Source organism: Burkholderia sp. Bp8992, from assembly GCF_003853705.1.
GTDB lineage: Bacteria > Pseudomonadota > Gammaproteobacteria > Burkholderiales > Burkholderiaceae > Burkholderia.
This window is the reverse complement of sequence record NZ_QTQI01000030.1, coordinates 12,183-28,023: the sequence shown is the minus strand read 5'-3', so window position 1 is coordinate 28,023 and position 15,841 is coordinate 12,183. Positions and strand designations below refer to the sequence as shown.

Sequence of the window (15,841 nt, the reverse complement as noted above, 5' to 3'; positions counted from 1 at the left end):
ACGGAGTGTTGCCGTGACAGAAGCCGATTCATCCTCGATCCCGACGCTGACCGACGTGCTGGTGCCGGGCAAGCCGGTGCCGGCGCGCGCGTCCGCGCCCGCCGCGCCGCAGCCGCACGGCCATGCGGCGATTCCGGTGCTCACCGACGTGGTCGCGCCGGGCGATTCCCTGAAAACCGGGGCCTACCCCGAAACCGACGTCGTTATCGAGCCGGTGCCGACGCTGCATGTGCCGGCGATCGAGTTGCCAGGCGACGTGGCGGCAGCCGAGGCGGCCGCGATGGGCGAGACCGATGCGCCGGCCGAAACCGGCGCCGCGGAGCACGTGGTCGCCGAAGATGCGGCGGTGATGAATGCGCCGTTGCGGTCGTCGCTGGCCGACGATGGCGTGCAGCAGCACGCGTTTGCCGCGATGGCGCAAGGAGCGGCGGCCGGGCAGGTGCCTGAGACGGCGCTGCCGGAGGCCGTCGTACCGGCCGGCGCGCCGCTGCCGGATGCGGGCGCCGCAGCGCTGACGCCGGAGGATGCGCAGCATATCGCCGAGCGCCTGCGCAACCGGTTGACGAACTATCTGACCGGCGCGGGCCGCGATGCGATCGAGGCACGCTGCCGTGACGCGCTGCATGAGCATTCGGCCTGGCTCGTGGGCCAGGTCACGCGCGAGGTGGCGCTTGCACTGGAAACCGAGGTAATGGACTGGGTCCGCGACGCAGTCGATGAAGAGATCGCGCGCCGCCGCGCCGGCCGTTCCGGCTGAATGTGCGGGCCGCACGGGCGATCCGTGGCGGAAAAGAGGGTGCGGTTCCAGTAGGGACAGGCGAGGCGGCCGTCAGGGTGCCGGTCGGTCGGTGCAGGCCCGCCTGCCGGCAACGCCTGGTACAACGGCGATCGTCGTCCGGGGCATCCGGTTCAGCGCACCGACAGCACCCATTGCGCGAGCGTATGGGCTTCGGTGTTCGACAGCTGCGTATTGGCGGGCATCGGCACGTTGCCCCATACGCCGACGCTGCCTTTCACGATCGATTGGGCCAGGTAGTCGACGGCGTCGCCGCGCGCCGAGTACTTGCCGGCGACGTCGTGGAACGACGGGCCCATCAACGGCTTGCTCACCGCGTGGCAGGCCATGCAGTTCCTGCGCTGCGCCAGCGCGAGCCCGTCGGCCTGGTCGGCACGCGCAGCCGCCGCGCTGCCGGTCAGCAGCGTCACGAGCAGCGCGCGCAATATCGTCTGTTTCATGCGGTTCTCCACCGGCGGGGACAGCCGGCTTCATGGTCCGCGCATTATAAAAGCAAAGGGAAAGCGCGTTTTGCGCGTTCCCCCCGGCGGCCATGTTTATTGGGGACGCATGTTGCGGCGGGCTGCCGTCAGCCTGTGACGGCCCCCTTGTTCGCCGGCCGGGCGAGCGCCGCGAATTTCGCGAGCACGCCGCGCGTGTAGCGCGGTGCCGGCTGTTGCCACGCGGCGCGGCGGCGCGCGAGTTCCGCATTGTCGACATTCAGTTGCAGCAGCAGCCGGTGCGCGTCGATCGTGATCGAGTCGCCTTCCTGCACGAGCGCGATCGTGCCGCCGACGAACGCCTCGGGCGCGACGTGGCCGACCACCATGCCCCAGGTGCCGCCCGAGAAACGGCCGTCCGTGATGAAGCCGACCGACTCGCCGAGCCCCTTGCCGATGATCGCGGACGTCGGCGCGAGCATTTCCGGCATGCCGGGGCCGCCCTGCGGGCCGAGATAGCGCAGCACGAGGATGTCGCCCGCGCGGATCCGGTCGCCGAGGATCGCATCCATCGCGCTCTGTTCGTCGTCGAACACGCGGGCCGGGCCCGTGATCACCGGGTTCTTCAGGCCGGTGATCTTCGCGACCGCGCCGTCTTCCGCGAGATTGCCCTTCAGGATCGCCAGGTGGCCTTCCTTGTACAGCGCGCGGTCGATCGGGTAGATCACGTCCTGGTCGGCGCGCGGCACGCTCGGCACGTCCTTCAGCTCGTCGGCGATCGTGCGGCCCGTGATCGTCATGCAGTCGCCGTGCAGCAGCCCCGCATCGAGCAGGATCTTCAGCACCTGCGGAATCCCGCCGGCCTGGTGCAGGTCGGTCGCGACATACTTCCCGGACGGCTTCAGGTCGCAGATCACGGGCACGCGCTTGCGAATGCGCTCGAAGTCGTCGATCGTCCAGTCGACCTCGGCCGCGTGCGCGATCGCGAGATAGTGCAGCACCGCATTGGTCGAGCCGCCCGTCGCCATGATCACCGACACGGCGTTCTCGATCGCTTCCTTGGTGATGATGTCGCGCGGCTTCAGGTCGCGCTTCACGGCCTCGACGAGCACGCGCGCCGATTCGGCGGCCGAATCGACCTTCTCCTGGTCGGGGTTCGCCATCGTCGACGAATAGAGCAGCGACATCCCGAGCGCCTCGAACGACGAGCTCATCGTGTTCGCGGTGTACATGCCGCCGCACGAGCCCGATGTCGGGCATGCGTTCTTCTCGACCCCCTCGAAATCCTCCTGCGACATCCGGCCCGCGGTGAATTCGCCGACGGCCTCGAACGACGACACGATCGTCAGGTCCTTGCCTTTCCAGTGGCCGGGGCGGATCGTGCCGCCGTACACGTAGATGCCCGGCACGTTCAGGCGCGCGAGCGCGATCATCCCGCCCGGCATGTTCTTGTCGCAGCCCCCGACCACCACCACGCCGTCCATCCATTGGCCCTGCACGCAGGTCTCGATGCAGTCGGCGATCACCTCGCGCGACACGAGCGAGTACTTCATCCCCTCGGTGCCCATCGACATGCCGTCCGAAATCGTCGGCGTGCCGAAGATCTGCGGGTTCGCGCCGGACGCCTTCACGGCGTCGACGGCTGCGTCCGACAGGCGCTGCAGGCCGGAATTGCAGGGCGTGATCGTCGAATGGCCGTTCGCGATGCCGACCATCGGCTTGTCGAAATCGTCCTTCTGGTAGCCGAGTGCGTAATACATCGAGCGGTTCGGCGAACGGGCCACGCCTTGCGTGATGTGCTTCGAGCGACGGTTGTACGACATGGGGGACTCCATCGTTGTGTGGGCGTCGCTCGTGAGGGCGCGCCGGTTCGGATCAATCAAGAATGGAGTGTCCGGATTGGGATGTCCAATATATTATTTGTCGCTTATTAAGTCGTTTTTCGAATGAGACGAGCATGGCCGATCCGACACCCGACCTGCGCCAGTGGCGCTATTTCATGGCCGTCGCCGACGAGCGCCATTTCGGCCGCGCGGCCGAACGCCTGTCGATGACGCAGCCGCCGCTGTCGCAGGCGATCCGCGCGCTCGAGGACACGCTCGGCGTCGCACTGTTCGTCCGCACCAAGCGCTCGGTGGCGCTGACGGCGGTCGGTGCAGCGCTGTTGCCCGACGTGCGCCGGCTGCTGGCGTCGGCCGATGCGCTGCCGCCGCTCGCGCGGCGGCTCGCGCGCGGCGAGGCCGGCTCGCTGTCGCTCGCGTTCGTATCGACCGCCGACTACGGGCTGCTGCCGTCGCTGCTGCGCGCGTTCGGCGCACGCTACCCGCAAGTGCGCCTGCAGCTCGCGGAGGCGACGAGCGACGTGCAGATCGACGAGCTCGTCGCCGGCCGCATCGACGCGGGGCTCGTCATTCCGCCGGTGCCGCCGCGCCATGCGGCCGGGTTGTCGTACCTGCCCGTGGTGCGCGAGCCGCTGGTGGTCGCGATGCCCGCTGCGGCGTCCGATGCGCCCGAAGACGCACCCGTGCATCTCGCCGAAGTGGCCGCGTTGCCGCTCGTGATCTTTCCGCGCCGTTTGGCGCCCGGCTTTTATGACATCATTACGGGCTGCTACGGCGCGGCGGGGGAGACCCCGCGCATCGGCCAGGAGGCGATCCAGATGCAGACGATCGTCAGCCTCGTGTCGGCCGGCATGGGCGTCGCACTGGTGCCGCAATCGCTGCGTAACCTGCGGCGCACCGGCGTGGTCTACCGGCCGCTCGCCGGTCCCGCGCCGGTCGTCGAGACCGGCCTCGTGTGGCGCACGGGCGACGTGAGCCCCGTGCTGGCCGGCTTCATCGACGTCGTGCGCGCGCAGGGCCTGGCCGCGTGACGTGAACGATGGTGCACCGGTGCCGTCCAATGCGCGGTGCTGCGCAGTGCGACAGCCGTACCGCATTCGAAAACTTCTTCGCTAATCCATGATCATTCACCCGAATTTCGACCCCGTTGCGATCCATCTCGGGCCGCTGGCCGTGCGCTGGTACGGCCTCATGTATCTCGTCGGCTTCATCGCGGCGATCGTCGTCGGCCGGATCCGCCTGAAGCTGCCGCACGTCGCGGCGCAGGGCTGGACCGCGAAGGACATCGACGACATGATGTTCTACGGCGTGCTCGGCACGGTGCTGGGCGGCCGGCTCGGCTACGTGCTGTTCTACAAGGCCGATTTCTATTTCTCGCATCCGCTCGACGTGTTCAAGGTGTGGGAAGGAGGCATGTCGTTTCATGGCGGCTTCCTCGGCGTCACGCTCGCGATGATGCTGTTCGCGTGGCAGCGCAAGCGCCACTGGCTGCAGGTCACCGATTTCGTCGCGCCGATGGTGCCGACGGGGCTCGCGGCCGGGCGGCTCGGCAACTTCATCAACGGCGAACTGTGGGGTCGCGTGACCGATCCGGCGGCACCGTGGGCGATGCTGTTCCCGGGCGCGATGCGCGACGATGCGGCGTGGCTGCCGAAGCATCCCGAGCTTGTCGAGAAGTGGCATCTCGCCGACGTGTTCATGCAATACCAGATGCTGCCGCGCCATCCTTCGCAGCTCTATGAAATCGCGCTCGAAGGCATCGCGCTGTTCTTCGCGCTGTTCTTCTTCTCGCGCAAGTCGCGGCCGATGGGCGCCGTGTCCGCGCTGTTCCTGATCGGCTATGGCCTCGCACGCTTCACGGTCGAGTTCGCGCGCGAGCCCGACGACTTCCTCGGCCTGCTGGCGCTCGGCCTGTCGATGGGGCAGTGGCTGTCGCTGCCGATGATCCTTGCAGGTGTCGCGCTGATGGTCTGGGCATATCGCCGCCGTACGGCAAACGCCGCCGCGTGACGCGAAATCGATGCGCGCGCAATCGATGCGCGCATCGACAACGCGCGCGTCCATGAAAAACGCCGGCCCTCGGGCCGGCGTTTTTCGTTTCAGACAGAAGCTGCGCGTGGCGCGTTACTTCATCTGCACCGAGCCGTTGACGGTGACCGACACGGTCGCCTTGCCGCCTTCGACCGCGATCGGTGCGCTCATCTTCGCGCTGTCCATCGGCGCCGCGGCCATCGCCATCATGCGCGGGTACGGCTGTACGTTGCGGCCGCTGCCGACGTTCACGTCGCGGATCGTGTAGCTGCTGTAGCCGAACGCCTTCGCGGCTTCGTCGGCGCGTGCGCGGAACGACTTGATCGCCTCGGTCGTGAGCTTCTGCTCGGCCGTGCGCTGCGCTTCGGGCGACAGCGAGAACTCGACGTTCGCGACCTGCATCAGGTTCGACAACTGGCCCGCGAGCTTCGACGCCGCGGCGAAATCGCGCGATTCGAGCGCCACCTCGGTACGCCCGCGCCACGCGGAAATCTTGCCGTCGCGATCGGTGCTCGGATACACGGAGAACGCACCCGTATGCGCGGTGACGCCCGACACGCCCTTCGCCTGCGACAGCGCCGCGTCGGCGCGCTGGTTCAGCTGCGCCGTGAGGCTGCCCGGGTCCTTGGCCTGCTGCTCGTAGAACAGCGTGATGTGGATGATGTCCTGCGGCACGTCGGCGCTGGCCTGCGACGACAGCGACAGCACGCCGGCCGGCTCGGGGAAATGCGGGTTCGCGGTTTGCGCGTGCGCGGCGGGCGACGCGAGCGTCAGCGCGACGGGAACGGCGGCGGCGAGGGCGAGCGACAGCGCGAGTGCGGATTTCTTGGTCATTGTTGGACTCCTTGTGCGAGGGCGCGCACGCGGATCACGCGTGCACGACGCGGGCGTACCGCGCGACGAAATAAACGGCGGCCGGCCTGATCGGTCGACAGCGGTTGCTTAGGCTGCGCAAAAGACCCGCGAGTTCCGCGTCGCCACGTGTGTGCTGACCAGATTTGACCTTTGGCGTGCGCCTACTTCATCAGCTTCTCGGTGAGGAAGCGCCATTCGGCGCGCGTAACCGGTGTGATCGACAGCCGGTTGCCGCGGGCCAGCACGCGCATGTCGGCGAGTTCGTCGTGTTCGCGCAGTGCGGCGAGCGGCACGAGCGGCGACTTTTTAACGTAGCGCACGTCGACGAGCAACCAGCGCGGTGCTTCCTGCGTCGATTTCGGGTCGTAATAGGGGCTTGCAGGATCGAACTGCGTGGGATCGGGGTAGGGTGTCGACGACACTTCCGCGAGGCCTGCGATGCCCGGCTCGGGGCAGCTCGAGTGATAGAACAGCACGCCGTCGCCGATCTTCATCGTGTCGCGCATGAAATTGCGCGCCTGATAGTTGCGCACGCCGGTCCAAGGCAGCGAGCGCTGCGGGGCGTTGGCGAGATCGTCGATGCTTGCTTCGTCCGGTTCGGACTTCATCAGCCAGTATTGCATGGATCGTGATCGACGCAGAAAGAGGCTGCTACAAAAGAAAACGGCACCGGGACGTGCCCGATGCCGTTGGATAGGCCCCCGCCTTGGCCGCTAGGCCGGCATCCTGAACCTGGGGTTCAGAATTGGTCGCAGTTAGCAGCACTTCGGGTACATCAGACAGAGTGACGCGCGCGCCCGTGCTACAAATTTCCGCAACCGTGCACATGGCATTGGTTCAAGGAATATATGACCTTGGCGAACCAGGCAGGGAAGCTGACTGAACTGTGATTCGATGCGCCAATTTGACCACCGTTGACCGCCGAGATCAAGGGGAATCGACGCATCGATTAAAACGTTACTGCGTCTCGTGCTGTGCGAGCACCGCGCCGAGCTGTTCGTTCATCTGGTGCATTGTACGACGGATTTCCTCCGCCGGAAATGCTTCACCGTGCCGCACGCTCGTTTGCAGCCGCAGCAATTCCGATGCGAGCGACAGCGCCGCCATCACCGCAATGCGATCGGTGCCGCGTACCGAGCTGTTCGAGCGGATTTTCGACATTTCGGCGTCGACGCGCGCGACTGCCTCGAGCAGCGCCGCTTCGGTCTCGGCCGAACAGGCGAGCCGATAGGGCTGACCGAGAATCGAGACTTCGATCTGCTTGGTGCTCATGCATGTTCTCCGTGGCTGGCCGCGTCATCGCCATCCGGACGCGCCTGCGCATCCAGCAGGTCGAGCTGGTTGTCGGCTTGCTCCGCGCTTTTCGTGCGTGGCAGCTTTTCGAGAATCGCGTTCAGTTTCACCTGGGCGTCGTCGATCTTTGCCGACAGCGTGTCACGCTCGGCCGCGAGCGCATTGCGTTCGTCGCGCAGTTCCGCGAGTTCCGCGCGGACCGTGTCCGCTTCCGTGCGCAATTGCGCGACCTGCTCTTCGAGCGCGAGCCGTTCCGCGTGATAGCGCTTGTTCAGCGAAATCAGACGGCCAATATTTTGAGATAAGGTTTCGAGTTCGTTGAGCATTTGCTGCGTCCTCTAAAGACCCAGCATTTTAGCGCGGAATAACGCGCAATCCGACATCTGTAACGTTTCCAGTCGTAACACCCCCGCTTCTCGCCGTGAATCGGTGCTTCCCGCACGTGTCCGGATGCTTCCTTGACGCTCGCGCAACCCGCTCCTAAACTGGCGCCGCCTCGGTGCTCGCGCGTGGCACGCGCGGTTAAACGGGAAGCAGGGCGCGCGCTCAGGGAGCGTGCCAACCTGCGCTGCCCCCGCAACGGTAAGCGGCCGCGTCCCTTGACGCAGGCCGGCTCGGGCGCGTCTTGCATGCAGGTGTCGCATGCGGGCGCGGGCCACTGCGCGTGACACGCGCGGGAAGGCGAGCCGGACCGCCGCCAGCCCGGATACCGGCCGAGACGGGAAGCCCGCACGGGCTTCATGACGCGCGGCCTGCGGGGAGGCGGGGCGCGCAATGCTTCACGGAATGTTCTTCGATGCTGACCCCAATCGTCCGCTCGGCGTCCCAGTCACGCCCGGCCGGCAACCTCGAGCGGACGCGCCGCGCGTCATGCGCGCGGCCGTGCACGGCATGAGCGCCGCGCGCGCTGCCGCGATCTGGGCCGCGCTGGCCGCCGTGGTCGCGCTGCTGTTCGTCGCGTCGCTGTCGATCGGCAGCGTGCCGATGTCACCGTGGCAGGCGCTTGCATCGCTCGTGCCGCATGGCGGCGACGCGCTGTTCGCCGATATCGTCCGCACGCTGCGTCTGCCGCGTGCGCTGGCAGGCTTCGCGTGCGGCGCGCTGCTCGCGCTGGCCGGCGCACTGCTGCAGGTGCTGCTGCGCAATCCGCTCGCGGAACCCTACGTGCTCGGCGTGTCCGGCGGCGCGGCCGGTTTCGCGCTCGTCGCGATGATCGCCGGTGGCGCGTGGTGGCTCGTCGACGTGTCGGCATTTGCCGGCTCGCTCGTCTCGGTCGCGCTCGTGCTTGGCCTCGCGCGCCGCGAGCTGTGGCGCGGCGATGCGCGCGACGCGTCGCCGCGCCTGCTGCTCACGGGCGTCGTGATCGCGGCAGGGTGGGGCGCGCTCGTCACGCTGTTGCTGTCGCTCGCACCCGATGCGCGGCTGCGCGGCATCATCTTCTGGCTCACGGGCGACCTGAACGGCGTGACGGCGCCGTGGTTCGCATGGGGTGCGCTGTTGCTGGCCGCCTGCGTCGCGCTGCCGGCTGCGCCGCAACTGAACGTGCTGCTGCGCGGCGACGCGACCGCGCACGCGCTCGGCGTGCCCGTCGCGCGCGTGCGCGTGCGGATCTATCTCGTCGCGTCGCTGGCCGCCGCGGCCGCGGTGACGACGGCCGGCACGATCGGCTTCGTCGGCCTCGTCGTGCCGCATGCGCTGCGGCTCGCGTTCGGCAACGACCAGCGGATGTTGCTGCCGGCCGCGATGCTCGCGGGCGGCGGCGGCGTGATGGCGGCCGACCTGCTCGCGCGCACCGCGATCGCGCCCGCGCAGTTGCCGGTCGGCGTGATGACCGCGTTGATCGGCGTGCCGGTGTTCCTGTGGATGTTGTTGAGGAGGCCGATGCGATGACGGATGCCGCACTGCACGCCGTCGACCTGAGCTATGCGGCCGTCGACCTGACGCTGAAGGCCGGCGCGCGCACGTTGCTCGCCGCGTTCACGCAGGCCTTCCGCCCCGGCGAGATCTGGTGTGTCGCGGGGCCGAACGGCGCGGGCAAGACGACGCTGCTCGCGACGCTCGCGGGGCTGCAGCCGCCCGCCGGCGGACAGGTCGAGATCGACGGCCGGCCGCTTGCCGCATGGCGCCCCGAGCAACTCGCGCAGCGCCGCGCGCTGATGCCGCAGCAACTGCACGACGCGTTCAGCGCGACGGTGTTCGACACGGTGCTGCTCAACCGCTTTCCGTATCTCGGCGGCTGGGGCTGGGAGCGCGACGGCGATCGCGCGGCCGCGCACGATGCACTCGCGACGTTCGACCTGACCGCACTCGCGTCGCGCGACGTGCTGTCGCTGTCGGGCGGCGAGCGGCAGCGGGTCGCGCTGGCCGCGACGCTGTGCCAGGATGCGCCGCTGATGCTGCTCGACGAACCGCTCGCGCATCTCGACCTGCATCACCAGATCGACTGCCTGACCGCGCTGACTGCATGGCTCGGCACGGGCCCGCGCACGGTGCTGTTCTCGTGTCACGACCTGAATCTCGCGCGTCGTTTCGCCACGCATGCACTGCTGCTCGACGGTCGCGGCCGCGCATGGGCCGGCGCCGTGCACGACGTGCTGACGCCCGAGCGCGCGAGCGACGCATTCGGCTATCCGCTCGTGCTGATCCGCGAGAACGGCCGCGATGCGCTGCTGCCGGCGTGGCCTGCGCGACAATGACCTATCCTGTTCCGATTCCTTCGATGCGCGGCGCGTGCCGCGCCCACGACACGGCTCCCCGATGACGACTCCGACCCACTTCCCGCCCGCGATCGCGCCGCTCGACGACGCGCTGCGCACACGCCTGCAGCATGTGATCGACCACAAGACCAAGCCGCCCGGCAGCCTCGGCCAGCTCGAGGCGGTCGCGCTGCAGATCGGCCTGATCCAGCACACCGAGCGGCCGGTCGTGCAGCGCCCGGTGACGATCGTGTTCGCCGGCGACCACGGGATCGCGGCCGAGGGCGTGAGCCCCTATCCGCAGGCGGTGACCGCGCAGATGGTCGCGAATTTCCTGGCCGGCGGCGCGGCAATCAACGCGTTCTCGGGCGTCGCGCAGAGCACGCTCGAGATCGTCGATGCGGGCGTCGCGTCGCCGTTGCCACTGTCCGACCGGCTGGTGTCGCTGCCGGTCGCGCGCGGCACGCGCAACTTCGCGGCGGAGCCGGCGATGTCGCGCGACGAGGCGATGACGGCGCTGGCCGCCGGTGCAGCGCGTGTGCGTCTGCATGCATCGCTCGGCACGAACGTGATCGGGTTCGGCGAGATGGGGATCGCGAACACGTCGTCGGCCGCGTGCCTGATGAGCCGCCTGCTCGACGTGCCGATCGACGCGTGCGTCGGGCGCGGCACGGGTCTCGACGACCAGGGCCTCGCGCACAAGCGCGCGGTGCTCGGCCGTGCGCTCGTCAAGCACTCGCACGCGATCGCGCCGCTCGACGTGCTCGCGACGTTCGGCGGCTTCGAGATCGCGATGATGACCGGCGCGTATCTCGCGGCCGCGAGCGAGCGGATGACGATCCTCGTCGACGGCTTCATCGCGACGGCCGCGCTGCTCGTCGCCGAGCGCATCGCGCCCGGCGTGCGCGACTACTGCGTGTTCTCGCATACGTCGCACGAGGCCGGCCACCGGCGCATGCTCGAGCATTTCGGCGCGAAGCCGCTGCTCGCGCTCGACCTGCGGCTCGGCGAAGGCACCGGTGCGGCGCTCGCGCTGCCGCTGGTACGCGCGGCCGCGGCGTTCCTCAGCGAGATGGCGAGCTTCGAATCCGCCGGCGTCGACGATCGTGACGCCTGACCGCGCGCGCGGCGCGGGCGCCGAACTGCGCTACTTCTTCGTCGCGCTCGGCTATTTCACGCGCGTGCCGGTGCCGCGTTCGATCGGCTACGCGGCCGGCGATCTCGACCAGGCTGCGCGGTATTTCCCGCTCGTCGGCGCGTGCGTCGGCGCGTGGGGCGCGCTCGTCTATCTCGTCGCGCTGCGCGTGTTGCCTCCTTCGATCGCGGTCGGGCTGTCGATGGCCGCGACGCTGCTCGCGACCGGCGCGTTCCACGAGGACGGCCTCGCCGACAGTTGCGATGCGTTCGGCGGCGGCTATACGCGCGACGACGTGCTGCGCATCATGCACGACTCGCGGATCGGCACGTTCGGCGCGGTCGCGCTCGTGATCACGCTCGGCCTGAAATGGCAGGCGCTTGCGTCGATGCTGCCGCTGCGCGCCGCATGGACGATGATCGCCGCGCATGCGGCGAGCCGCGCGGCCGCCGTGAGCCTGCTGATGACGCTCGACTACGTGCGGCCCGAAGGCAAGGCGAAGCCCGTCGCGCAGCGGATGGGCGGTCGCGCGGCGGGCGTCGCGGCCGCATTCGGATTGCCCTGGCTGTTCTGGCCCGACTGGCGTATGGGCATCGCTACGTGCGTGGCGCTCGTGCTCGTGCGCGTGTGGGCCGCCCGCTATTTCGTGAAGCGGATCGGCGGTTATACGGGCGACTGTCTCGGCTTCGCGCAGCAACTGTGCGAACTGGCGATCTATCTCGTGGTGCTCGGATGGACGTCGTCCTGATCCGTCATCCGGCCGTCGGTGTCGAGCCGGGCATCTGCTACGGTCGCAGCGACGTGCCGCTCGCCGCGCCGGCCGATGCCGGCGTGCAGGCCGTGCGTGCGCATCTGTCGGCACTCGGCGTGCCGTTGCCCGTACAGGTCCTGACGAGCCCGTCGACGCGCTGCCTGTCGGTTGCCGAACGGCTCGCGCAGGCATTCGATGTGCCGTTGCGGTGCGATGCCGACTGGCAGGAAATGGACTTCGGCGCGTGGGAAATGCAGCGCTGGGACGACATCGACCGCGCGGCACTCGATGCGTGGGCCGCCGACCTGATGCATGCGTGCGCACATGGCGGCGAAAGCGTTGCACAGTTCGTCGAGCGGGTCGCACGGCAGGCCGATGCGATTGCGCAGTTCGACGAATCGCAATGGGTCGTCACGCATGGGGGCGTGATTCGCGCGTTCGCGTCGCACGTATTGCGTGTCCCGCTCGAAACGCTGCTGTCACGGCCGGTGCCGACGGGCGGCGTGGTCTGGCTGCGCGCGGACCACGACGCGCGAGCATGGGAAGTCATGCACTGGGACGCGTAGGCGCGCGCCATGCGCCAGCGGCGCGTGAATCAGCGCGCCGGCCGCCGTGCACGCGCGGCATCGAGATCCTCGCACAGCGCCGCCGCGCCCTGTGCGATCCGCGGCGACGGCCGCGTCAGCAGGTCGCCGTCGATCGCGAACAGGTTGTTGCGCGTCACGGCCGTCAGCGCGGGCCACGCGCGCCAGCGCGCCAGGCTCGGCAGCGGTTCGTTCGAACGCGTCGCACCGGCGCCGGTCGTCACGATTGCTTCCGGATTTGCCGCGAGCACGGCCTCGTCGGTGACGGTGGGTGCGAGCGGCTTGAGCGACGCAAACACGTTGCGGCCGCCGCACAGCTCGATCACTTCGTTGATCAGGTGCGTGCCGTTGAGCGTCGTCAGCGGCCGGTCCCAGACCTGGAAGAACATCGTGACGGGCGCGCGCGCCGCGTAGCGTGCGCGCAGCGCCGCGATATCGCGCGCATAGGCGGCCGCGGCCGCATCGGCCGCCGGCTGCGTGCCGAGCAGCGTGCCGAGCCGGCGCAGCGACGACGACACGTCGTCGAGATGCTTCGGTTCACTGAAGAACAGCGGGATGTGCAGCGCGCGCAGCGCGTCGGTCTGCCGCTCCGCGTTGCCGTGGCGCCAGACGACGATCAGGTCGGGTTTCAGCGCAGCGATACGTTCGAGGTCGAGCGCCTTGTTGTCACCGACGCGCGGCACCGCTTGCGCGGCGGGCGGATAGTCGCTGTAGGTCACGGTGCCGACGAGCTTCGCGCCGCCGCCGGCCGCGTAGACGAGTTCGGTCGCGTGTGGCGCGAGGCTGATCACGCGTTGCGCGGGTGCAGGCAGCGTGACGGCATTGCCGGCGTCGTCGCGCGCCGACACGTCGGCGCGCACGAGCGGCGCGTGAGCGAGCACGGCCACCATCGCGGCCGGCGCGAGCCGGCGAAACGTGCGCGGCTTCATGCGGATGCCGGTTGCAGCAGCGGCACGCAGTGCGCGAGCGCGTCGCCGAGGCGCTGCCATTCGGCTTCGCTGCCCGGCAGGCCGACGCGCACGCTCGACGGCGTCGGGAAGTGCCGCGTCCAGATTCCGTGCGTCGCGAGGGCCGCATGCAGTGCCGCGGCGCGCGGATCGTCGGTCCAGCTGAAGAGCGGTGTCGCGCGAACCGCGAAGCCGTGTGTGCGCAGCAATGCCGCCAGACGTTCGCCGTCGGCCGCGAGCCGTTCGCGGGCGGCGGCCTGCCACGCGCGATCGGCGAACGCCGCGGTCACCGCGTGACGTGCGGGACCGCCGACCGTCCACGCGCCAAGTAAGTCGCGCAACGCGGCGATCCGGTCGGGGCACGCGAGCACGAAGCCCGCGCGGATGCCGGCGAGCCCGTAGAACTTGCCGACCGAGCGCAGTACGACGAGCCCCGGGCGATCGACCTGCGGCGCGAGCGACTGCGATGCGCCCGTATCGGCGAACGCCTCGTCGACGATCAGCGTGCCGCCGCGTGCCGCGAGCTGCGCATGCCAGCCGAGCAGGCGCCCGGCCGGCACGAACTCGGCGGTCGGGTTGTTCGGATTCCCGACGATGACGTGACGCAGCGTCGCCGGCAGCGTATCGGCACCGATGTCGAGCGGCACGACGCGATGGCCGTGGCGCGCGAAGGCGGGCGCGTATTCACCGTACGCGAGCGCCGCGACGCCGGCGTCGCCGGCCGGCAGCAGCGCGGGCAATGCGCGGATCGCGGCCTGGCTGCCGGCAACCGGCAACACGTGGGCGGGATCGGGCGCGTGGTAGTACTGCGCGGCGCAGGCCGCGAGGCCGTCGCCGTCGTCGGGCAGCCGGCGCCACGCGTCGGCCGGGACGGGCGGCACCGGATAGCCGACCGGATTGATCCCGGTCGACAGGTCGAGCCACGCGTCGTACGGAATGCCGTGGCGGCGGGCGGCTTCATGCAGGTTGCCGCCGTGCGCGATGCGTGTATCAGACATGATGGGTGGCCATGGCGAGTGCGCCGCTCGCGACCAGCAGCGCGAGCCACAGGGCAAGCGTGCGCGTGACGAGCGACAGCGCGGCGACGATGTGGAGGGCGGTTGCAGACGCGCCGGTACCGAGCGCCGGACGATCCTCGATCTCGCCGTGATAGACGGCCGGGCCGCCGAGCTGCACGTTCAGGCTGCCGGCGCCTGCTGCCATCACGGGCCCCGCGTTCGGGCTGTCCCAGTGACGTGCCTGCATGCGCCAGCAGCGCCATGCGGAGGCGGTATCGCCGAGCAGTGCGTAGCTTGCGGCCGTGAGGCGCGCGGGCAGCCAGTTCAACGCATCGTCGAGACGCGCGGCGGCCCAGCCGAAGGTCAGGAAGCGCGGCGTGCGGTAACCCCACATCGCGTCGAGCGTGTTCGCAAGCCGGAACAGCAGCGCGCCGGGACCGCCCGCGACGACGAACCAGAACAGCGCGCCGAAGATCGCATCGTTGCCGTTTTCGAGCGCGGATTCGACGGCCGCGCGCGACAGCGCGCCTTCGTCGGCGTCGCTCGTATCGCGGGACACGATGCGCGCGGTCAGCGTGCGCGCAGCCGCGAGGTCGTGCCGCAGCAGCGCGGCGGCGATCGGCGCGACATGGTCGGCGAGGCTCTTCGCGCCGAGCGCGAACCACAGCAGCGCGACGTGCAGTGCCGCCGCGAGCGGCCACGGCAGCACGGTGACGAGCCACGCCACGACGGCCACCGGCGGCACGACGGCCGCGAGCCACGCGGCGACGCCGACCATGCGGCCGCGCCGGCCCGTGTTCAGCGCGGCTTCGATGCGTGCGGCGAGGCGGCCGAACGCGACGAGCGGATGCCAGCCGGCCGGCTCGCCGATCGCGCGGTCGACGATCGCGGCAGCGACCGCGAGCATCGCGACGACGGGCAGCGACAGCATCAGCATGACGGTGCTCCGGCCTTGAGGTCGAGCGGCAGCCCCGCGACGAGCAGCGTCACGCGCGTCGCGAGCGCGGCGACGCGCTGGTTCAGGCGTCCGAGCTCGTCGACGTAGCGGCGCGTGACCGACCCGAGCGGCACGACGCCGAGGCCGATCTCGTTGCTGACGACGATCACTTTCGCGCGTGCGCCGCGCAATGCGTGCTCGAGACGGTCGACCTGGGCCGCGTACTGCGCATCGTCGAGCGGTTCGCCGTCGGCCGGGCACAGCAGGTTCGTGAGCCACAGCGTCAGGCAGTCGACGAGCAGGCATGCGTGCGGATCGTCGAGCCGCGCGAGCGTGCCGGCGAGGTCGACGGGGGCGTCGGCGAAGCCCCAGTCGGCCGGCCGCCGCGCGCGATGATGCGCGATGCGCTGCGCGAATTCGGCATCGGCGGCGGTCGCGGTCGCGATGTAGGTGACGGGGCGGCCGCTGGCGGCGGCGAGCCGCTCGGCATGGGCGCTCTTGCCCGAGCGCGCGCCGCCGAGGACGAAGGTGAGGTCGTGCGGAATCATCGCGTGATTG

At 69.6% G+C, this 15,841-nt stretch carries 18 protein-coding genes, 1 other RNA gene and 1 riboswitch; of the genes, 8 read left to right on the top strand and 11 right to left on the bottom strand.

The window, feature by feature from the left end; translation table 11 throughout:
* Positions 1-13: 13 nt before the first annotated feature.
* Positions 14-757, top strand: a complete 744-nt coding sequence (locus tag DIE03_RS31925; protein WP_124456172.1) for a DUF2486 family protein — start codon at positions 14-16, stop codon at positions 755-757.
* A 152-nt stretch (positions 758-909) separates the two neighbouring features.
* Here the strand turns inward: DIE03_RS31925 and DIE03_RS31920 are convergent, their stop codons facing one another.
* Together DIE03_RS31920 and ilvD are read right to left on the bottom strand one after the other, a co-directional pair.
* Positions 910-1,236, bottom strand: a complete 327-nt coding sequence (locus DIE03_RS31920) for a c-type cytochrome (RefSeq protein ID WP_124456171.1) — start codon at positions 1,234-1,236, stop codon at positions 910-912.
* 128 nt (positions 1,237-1,364) lie between these two features.
* A complete protein-coding gene (ilvD, locus tag DIE03_RS31915; protein WP_124456170.1) occupies positions 1,365-3,038 on the bottom strand; it encodes a dihydroxy-acid dehydratase in 1,674 nt (557 codons plus the stop codon).
* 134 nt (positions 3,039-3,172) lie between these two features.
* Here ilvD and DIE03_RS31910 point away from each other — a divergent pair, with 134 nt between their 5' ends.
* Both DIE03_RS31910 and lgt read left to right on the top strand, forming a co-directional pair.
* A complete protein-coding gene (locus tag DIE03_RS31910) occupies positions 3,173-4,087 on the top strand; it encodes a LysR substrate-binding domain-containing protein (protein ID WP_124456169.1) in 915 nt (304 codons plus the stop codon).
* Between the two features lie 88 nt (positions 4,088-4,175).
* Positions 4,176-5,066 carry a prolipoprotein diacylglyceryl transferase gene (lgt, locus tag DIE03_RS31905; RefSeq protein WP_124456168.1) on the top strand — a complete coding sequence of 297 codons (891 nt, stop codon included), beginning with the start codon at positions 4,176-4,178 and terminating at the stop codon, positions 5,064-5,066.
* A 114-nt stretch (positions 5,067-5,180) separates the two neighbouring features.
* Here the strand turns inward: lgt and DIE03_RS31900 are convergent, their stop codons facing one another.
* The 5 genes from DIE03_RS31900 to DIE03_RS31880 form a co-directional block, all read right to left on the bottom strand.
* On the bottom strand, positions 5,181-5,921 hold the full coding sequence (locus tag DIE03_RS31900; protein ID WP_034186272.1) for an SIMPL domain-containing protein: 741 nt from the start codon (positions 5,919-5,921) through the stop codon (positions 5,181-5,183).
* Between the two features lie 182 nt (positions 5,922-6,103).
* Complete coding sequence (locus tag DIE03_RS31895; RefSeq protein ID WP_124456167.1) at positions 6,104-6,565, bottom strand: EVE domain-containing protein; 462 nt, start codon at positions 6,563-6,565, stop codon at positions 6,104-6,106.
* Positions 6,566-6,636: 71 nt separating this feature from the next.
* A non-coding RNA gene (gene ssrS / locus DIE03_RS31890) (6S RNA) lies at positions 6,637-6,818 on the bottom strand.
* An 81-nt stretch (positions 6,819-6,899) separates the two neighbouring features.
* Entirely contained in the window at positions 6,900-7,214 is a 315-nt protein-coding gene (locus DIE03_RS31885; RefSeq protein WP_006478091.1) for a cell division protein ZapA, read from the bottom strand.
* The gene (locus DIE03_RS31880; RefSeq protein ID WP_124456166.1) at positions 7,211-7,561 is read right to left on the bottom strand and encodes an ATPase; all 351 of its coding nucleotides are present in this window, start codon (positions 7,559-7,561) and stop codon (positions 7,211-7,213) included. Before DIE03_RS31880 ends, DIE03_RS31885 begins: the two co-directional genes overlap by 4 nt.
* Before the next feature lie 154 nt (positions 7,562-7,715).
* A riboswitch (cobalamin riboswitch) is annotated at positions 7,716-7,968 on the top strand.
* 158 nt (positions 7,969-8,126) lie between these two features.
* Here DIE03_RS31880 and DIE03_RS31875 point away from each other — a divergent pair.
* From DIE03_RS31875 to cobC, 5 genes are all read left to right on the top strand, one after another.
* A complete protein-coding gene (locus DIE03_RS31875; protein WP_260434987.1) occupies positions 8,127-9,125 on the top strand; it encodes an iron ABC transporter permease in 999 nt (332 codons plus the stop codon).
* A complete protein-coding gene (locus DIE03_RS31870; RefSeq protein WP_124456164.1) occupies positions 9,122-9,931 on the top strand; it encodes an ABC transporter ATP-binding protein in 810 nt (269 codons plus the stop codon). The genes DIE03_RS31875 and DIE03_RS31870 overlap by 4 nt, the downstream gene beginning before the upstream one ends.
* Positions 9,932-9,992: 61 nt before the next feature.
* Positions 9,993-11,048 carry a nicotinate-nucleotide--dimethylbenzimidazole phosphoribosyltransferase gene (gene cobT, locus DIE03_RS31865; RefSeq protein ID WP_124456163.1) on the top strand — a complete coding sequence of 352 codons (1,056 nt, stop codon included), beginning with the start codon at positions 9,993-9,995 and terminating at the stop codon, positions 11,046-11,048.
* Positions 11,038-11,814, top strand: coding sequence for an adenosylcobinamide-GDP ribazoletransferase (locus DIE03_RS31860; RefSeq protein ID WP_124456162.1), 777 nt, complete (start codon positions 11,038-11,040; stop codon positions 11,812-11,814). Before cobT ends, DIE03_RS31860 begins: the two co-directional genes overlap by 11 nt.
* Positions 11,799-12,383 carry an alpha-ribazole phosphatase gene (gene cobC / locus DIE03_RS31855; RefSeq protein WP_124456161.1) on the top strand — a complete coding sequence of 195 codons (585 nt, stop codon included), beginning with the start codon at positions 11,799-11,801 and terminating at the stop codon, positions 12,381-12,383. Before DIE03_RS31860 ends, cobC begins: the two co-directional genes overlap by 16 nt.
* A gap of 29 nt (positions 12,384-12,412) precedes the next feature.
* Here cobC and DIE03_RS31850 read toward each other — a convergent pair whose 3' ends face one another.
* Genes DIE03_RS31850 through cobU form a run of 4 tightly spaced genes read right to left on the bottom strand, consistent with a single transcriptional unit; the run spans position 12,413 to position 15,831 of the window.
* Complete coding sequence (locus DIE03_RS31850) at positions 12,413-13,330, bottom strand: cobalamin-binding protein (protein ID WP_124456160.1); 918 nt, start codon at positions 13,328-13,330, stop codon at positions 12,413-12,415.
* Positions 13,327-14,346 (bottom strand): threonine-phosphate decarboxylase CobD, encoded by a 1,020-nt coding sequence (gene cobD, locus DIE03_RS31845; protein WP_124456159.1) that lies wholly within the window; start codon positions 14,344-14,346, stop codon positions 13,327-13,329. Before cobD ends, DIE03_RS31850 begins: the two co-directional genes overlap by 4 nt.
* Positions 14,339-15,283, bottom strand: a complete 945-nt coding sequence (gene cbiB / locus DIE03_RS31840) for an adenosylcobinamide-phosphate synthase CbiB (RefSeq protein ID WP_124456158.1) — start codon at positions 15,281-15,283, stop codon at positions 14,339-14,341. Before cbiB ends, cobD begins: the two co-directional genes overlap by 8 nt.
* Complete coding sequence (gene cobU / locus DIE03_RS31835) at positions 15,277-15,831, bottom strand: bifunctional adenosylcobinamide kinase/adenosylcobinamide-phosphate guanylyltransferase (protein ID WP_124456157.1); 555 nt, start codon at positions 15,829-15,831, stop codon at positions 15,277-15,279. The genes cbiB and cobU overlap by 7 nt, the downstream gene beginning before the upstream one ends.
* Positions 15,832-15,841 lie beyond the last annotated feature (10 nt).

Coding starts and splice junctions, on each gene's coding strand:
- DIE03_RS31870 (WP_124456164.1), top strand. CDS start 9,122: ATGACGGATGCCGCACTGCACGCCGTCGACCTGAGCTATGCGGCCGTC.
- DIE03_RS31880 (WP_124456166.1), bottom strand. CDS start 7,561: ATGCTCAACGAACTCGAAACCTTATCTCAAAATATTGGCCGTCTGATT.
- DIE03_RS31910 (WP_124456169.1), top strand. CDS start 3,173: ATGGCCGATCCGACACCCGACCTGCGCCAGTGGCGCTATTTCATGGCC.
- cobT (WP_124456163.1), top strand. CDS start 9,993: ATGACGACTCCGACCCACTTCCCGCCCGCGATCGCGCCGCTCGACGAC.
- cobC (WP_124456161.1), top strand. CDS start 11,799: ATGGACGTCGTCCTGATCCGTCATCCGGCCGTCGGTGTCGAGCCGGGC.
- DIE03_RS31895 (WP_124456167.1), bottom strand. CDS start 6,565: ATGCAATACTGGCTGATGAAGTCCGAACCGGACGAAGCAAGCATCGAC.
- DIE03_RS31875 (WP_260434987.1), top strand. CDS start 8,127: ATGAGCGCCGCGCGCGCTGCCGCGATCTGGGCCGCGCTGGCCGCCGTG.
- DIE03_RS31850 (WP_124456160.1), bottom strand. CDS start 13,330: ATGAAGCCGCGCACGTTTCGCCGGCTCGCGCCGGCCGCGATGGTGGCC.
- cobU (WP_124456157.1), bottom strand. CDS start 15,831: ATGATTCCGCACGACCTCACCTTCGTCCTCGGCGGCGCGCGCTCGGGC.
- DIE03_RS31920 (WP_124456171.1), bottom strand. CDS start 1,236: ATGAAACAGACGATATTGCGCGCGCTGCTCGTGACGCTGCTGACCGGC.
- cobD (WP_124456159.1), bottom strand. CDS start 14,346: ATGTCTGATACACGCATCGCGCACGGCGGCAACCTGCATGAAGCCGCC.
- DIE03_RS31885 (WP_006478091.1), bottom strand. CDS start 7,214: ATGAGCACCAAGCAGATCGAAGTCTCGATTCTCGGTCAGCCCTATCGG.
- DIE03_RS31900 (WP_034186272.1), bottom strand. CDS start 5,921: ATGACCAAGAAATCCGCACTCGCGCTGTCGCTCGCCCTCGCCGCCGCC.
- cbiB (WP_124456158.1), bottom strand. CDS start 15,283: ATGCTGATGCTGTCGCTGCCCGTCGTCGCGATGCTCGCGGTCGCTGCC.
- lgt (WP_124456168.1), top strand. CDS start 4,176: ATGATCATTCACCCGAATTTCGACCCCGTTGCGATCCATCTCGGGCCG.
- ilvD (WP_124456170.1), bottom strand. CDS start 3,038: ATGTCGTACAACCGTCGCTCGAAGCACATCACGCAAGGCGTGGCCCGT.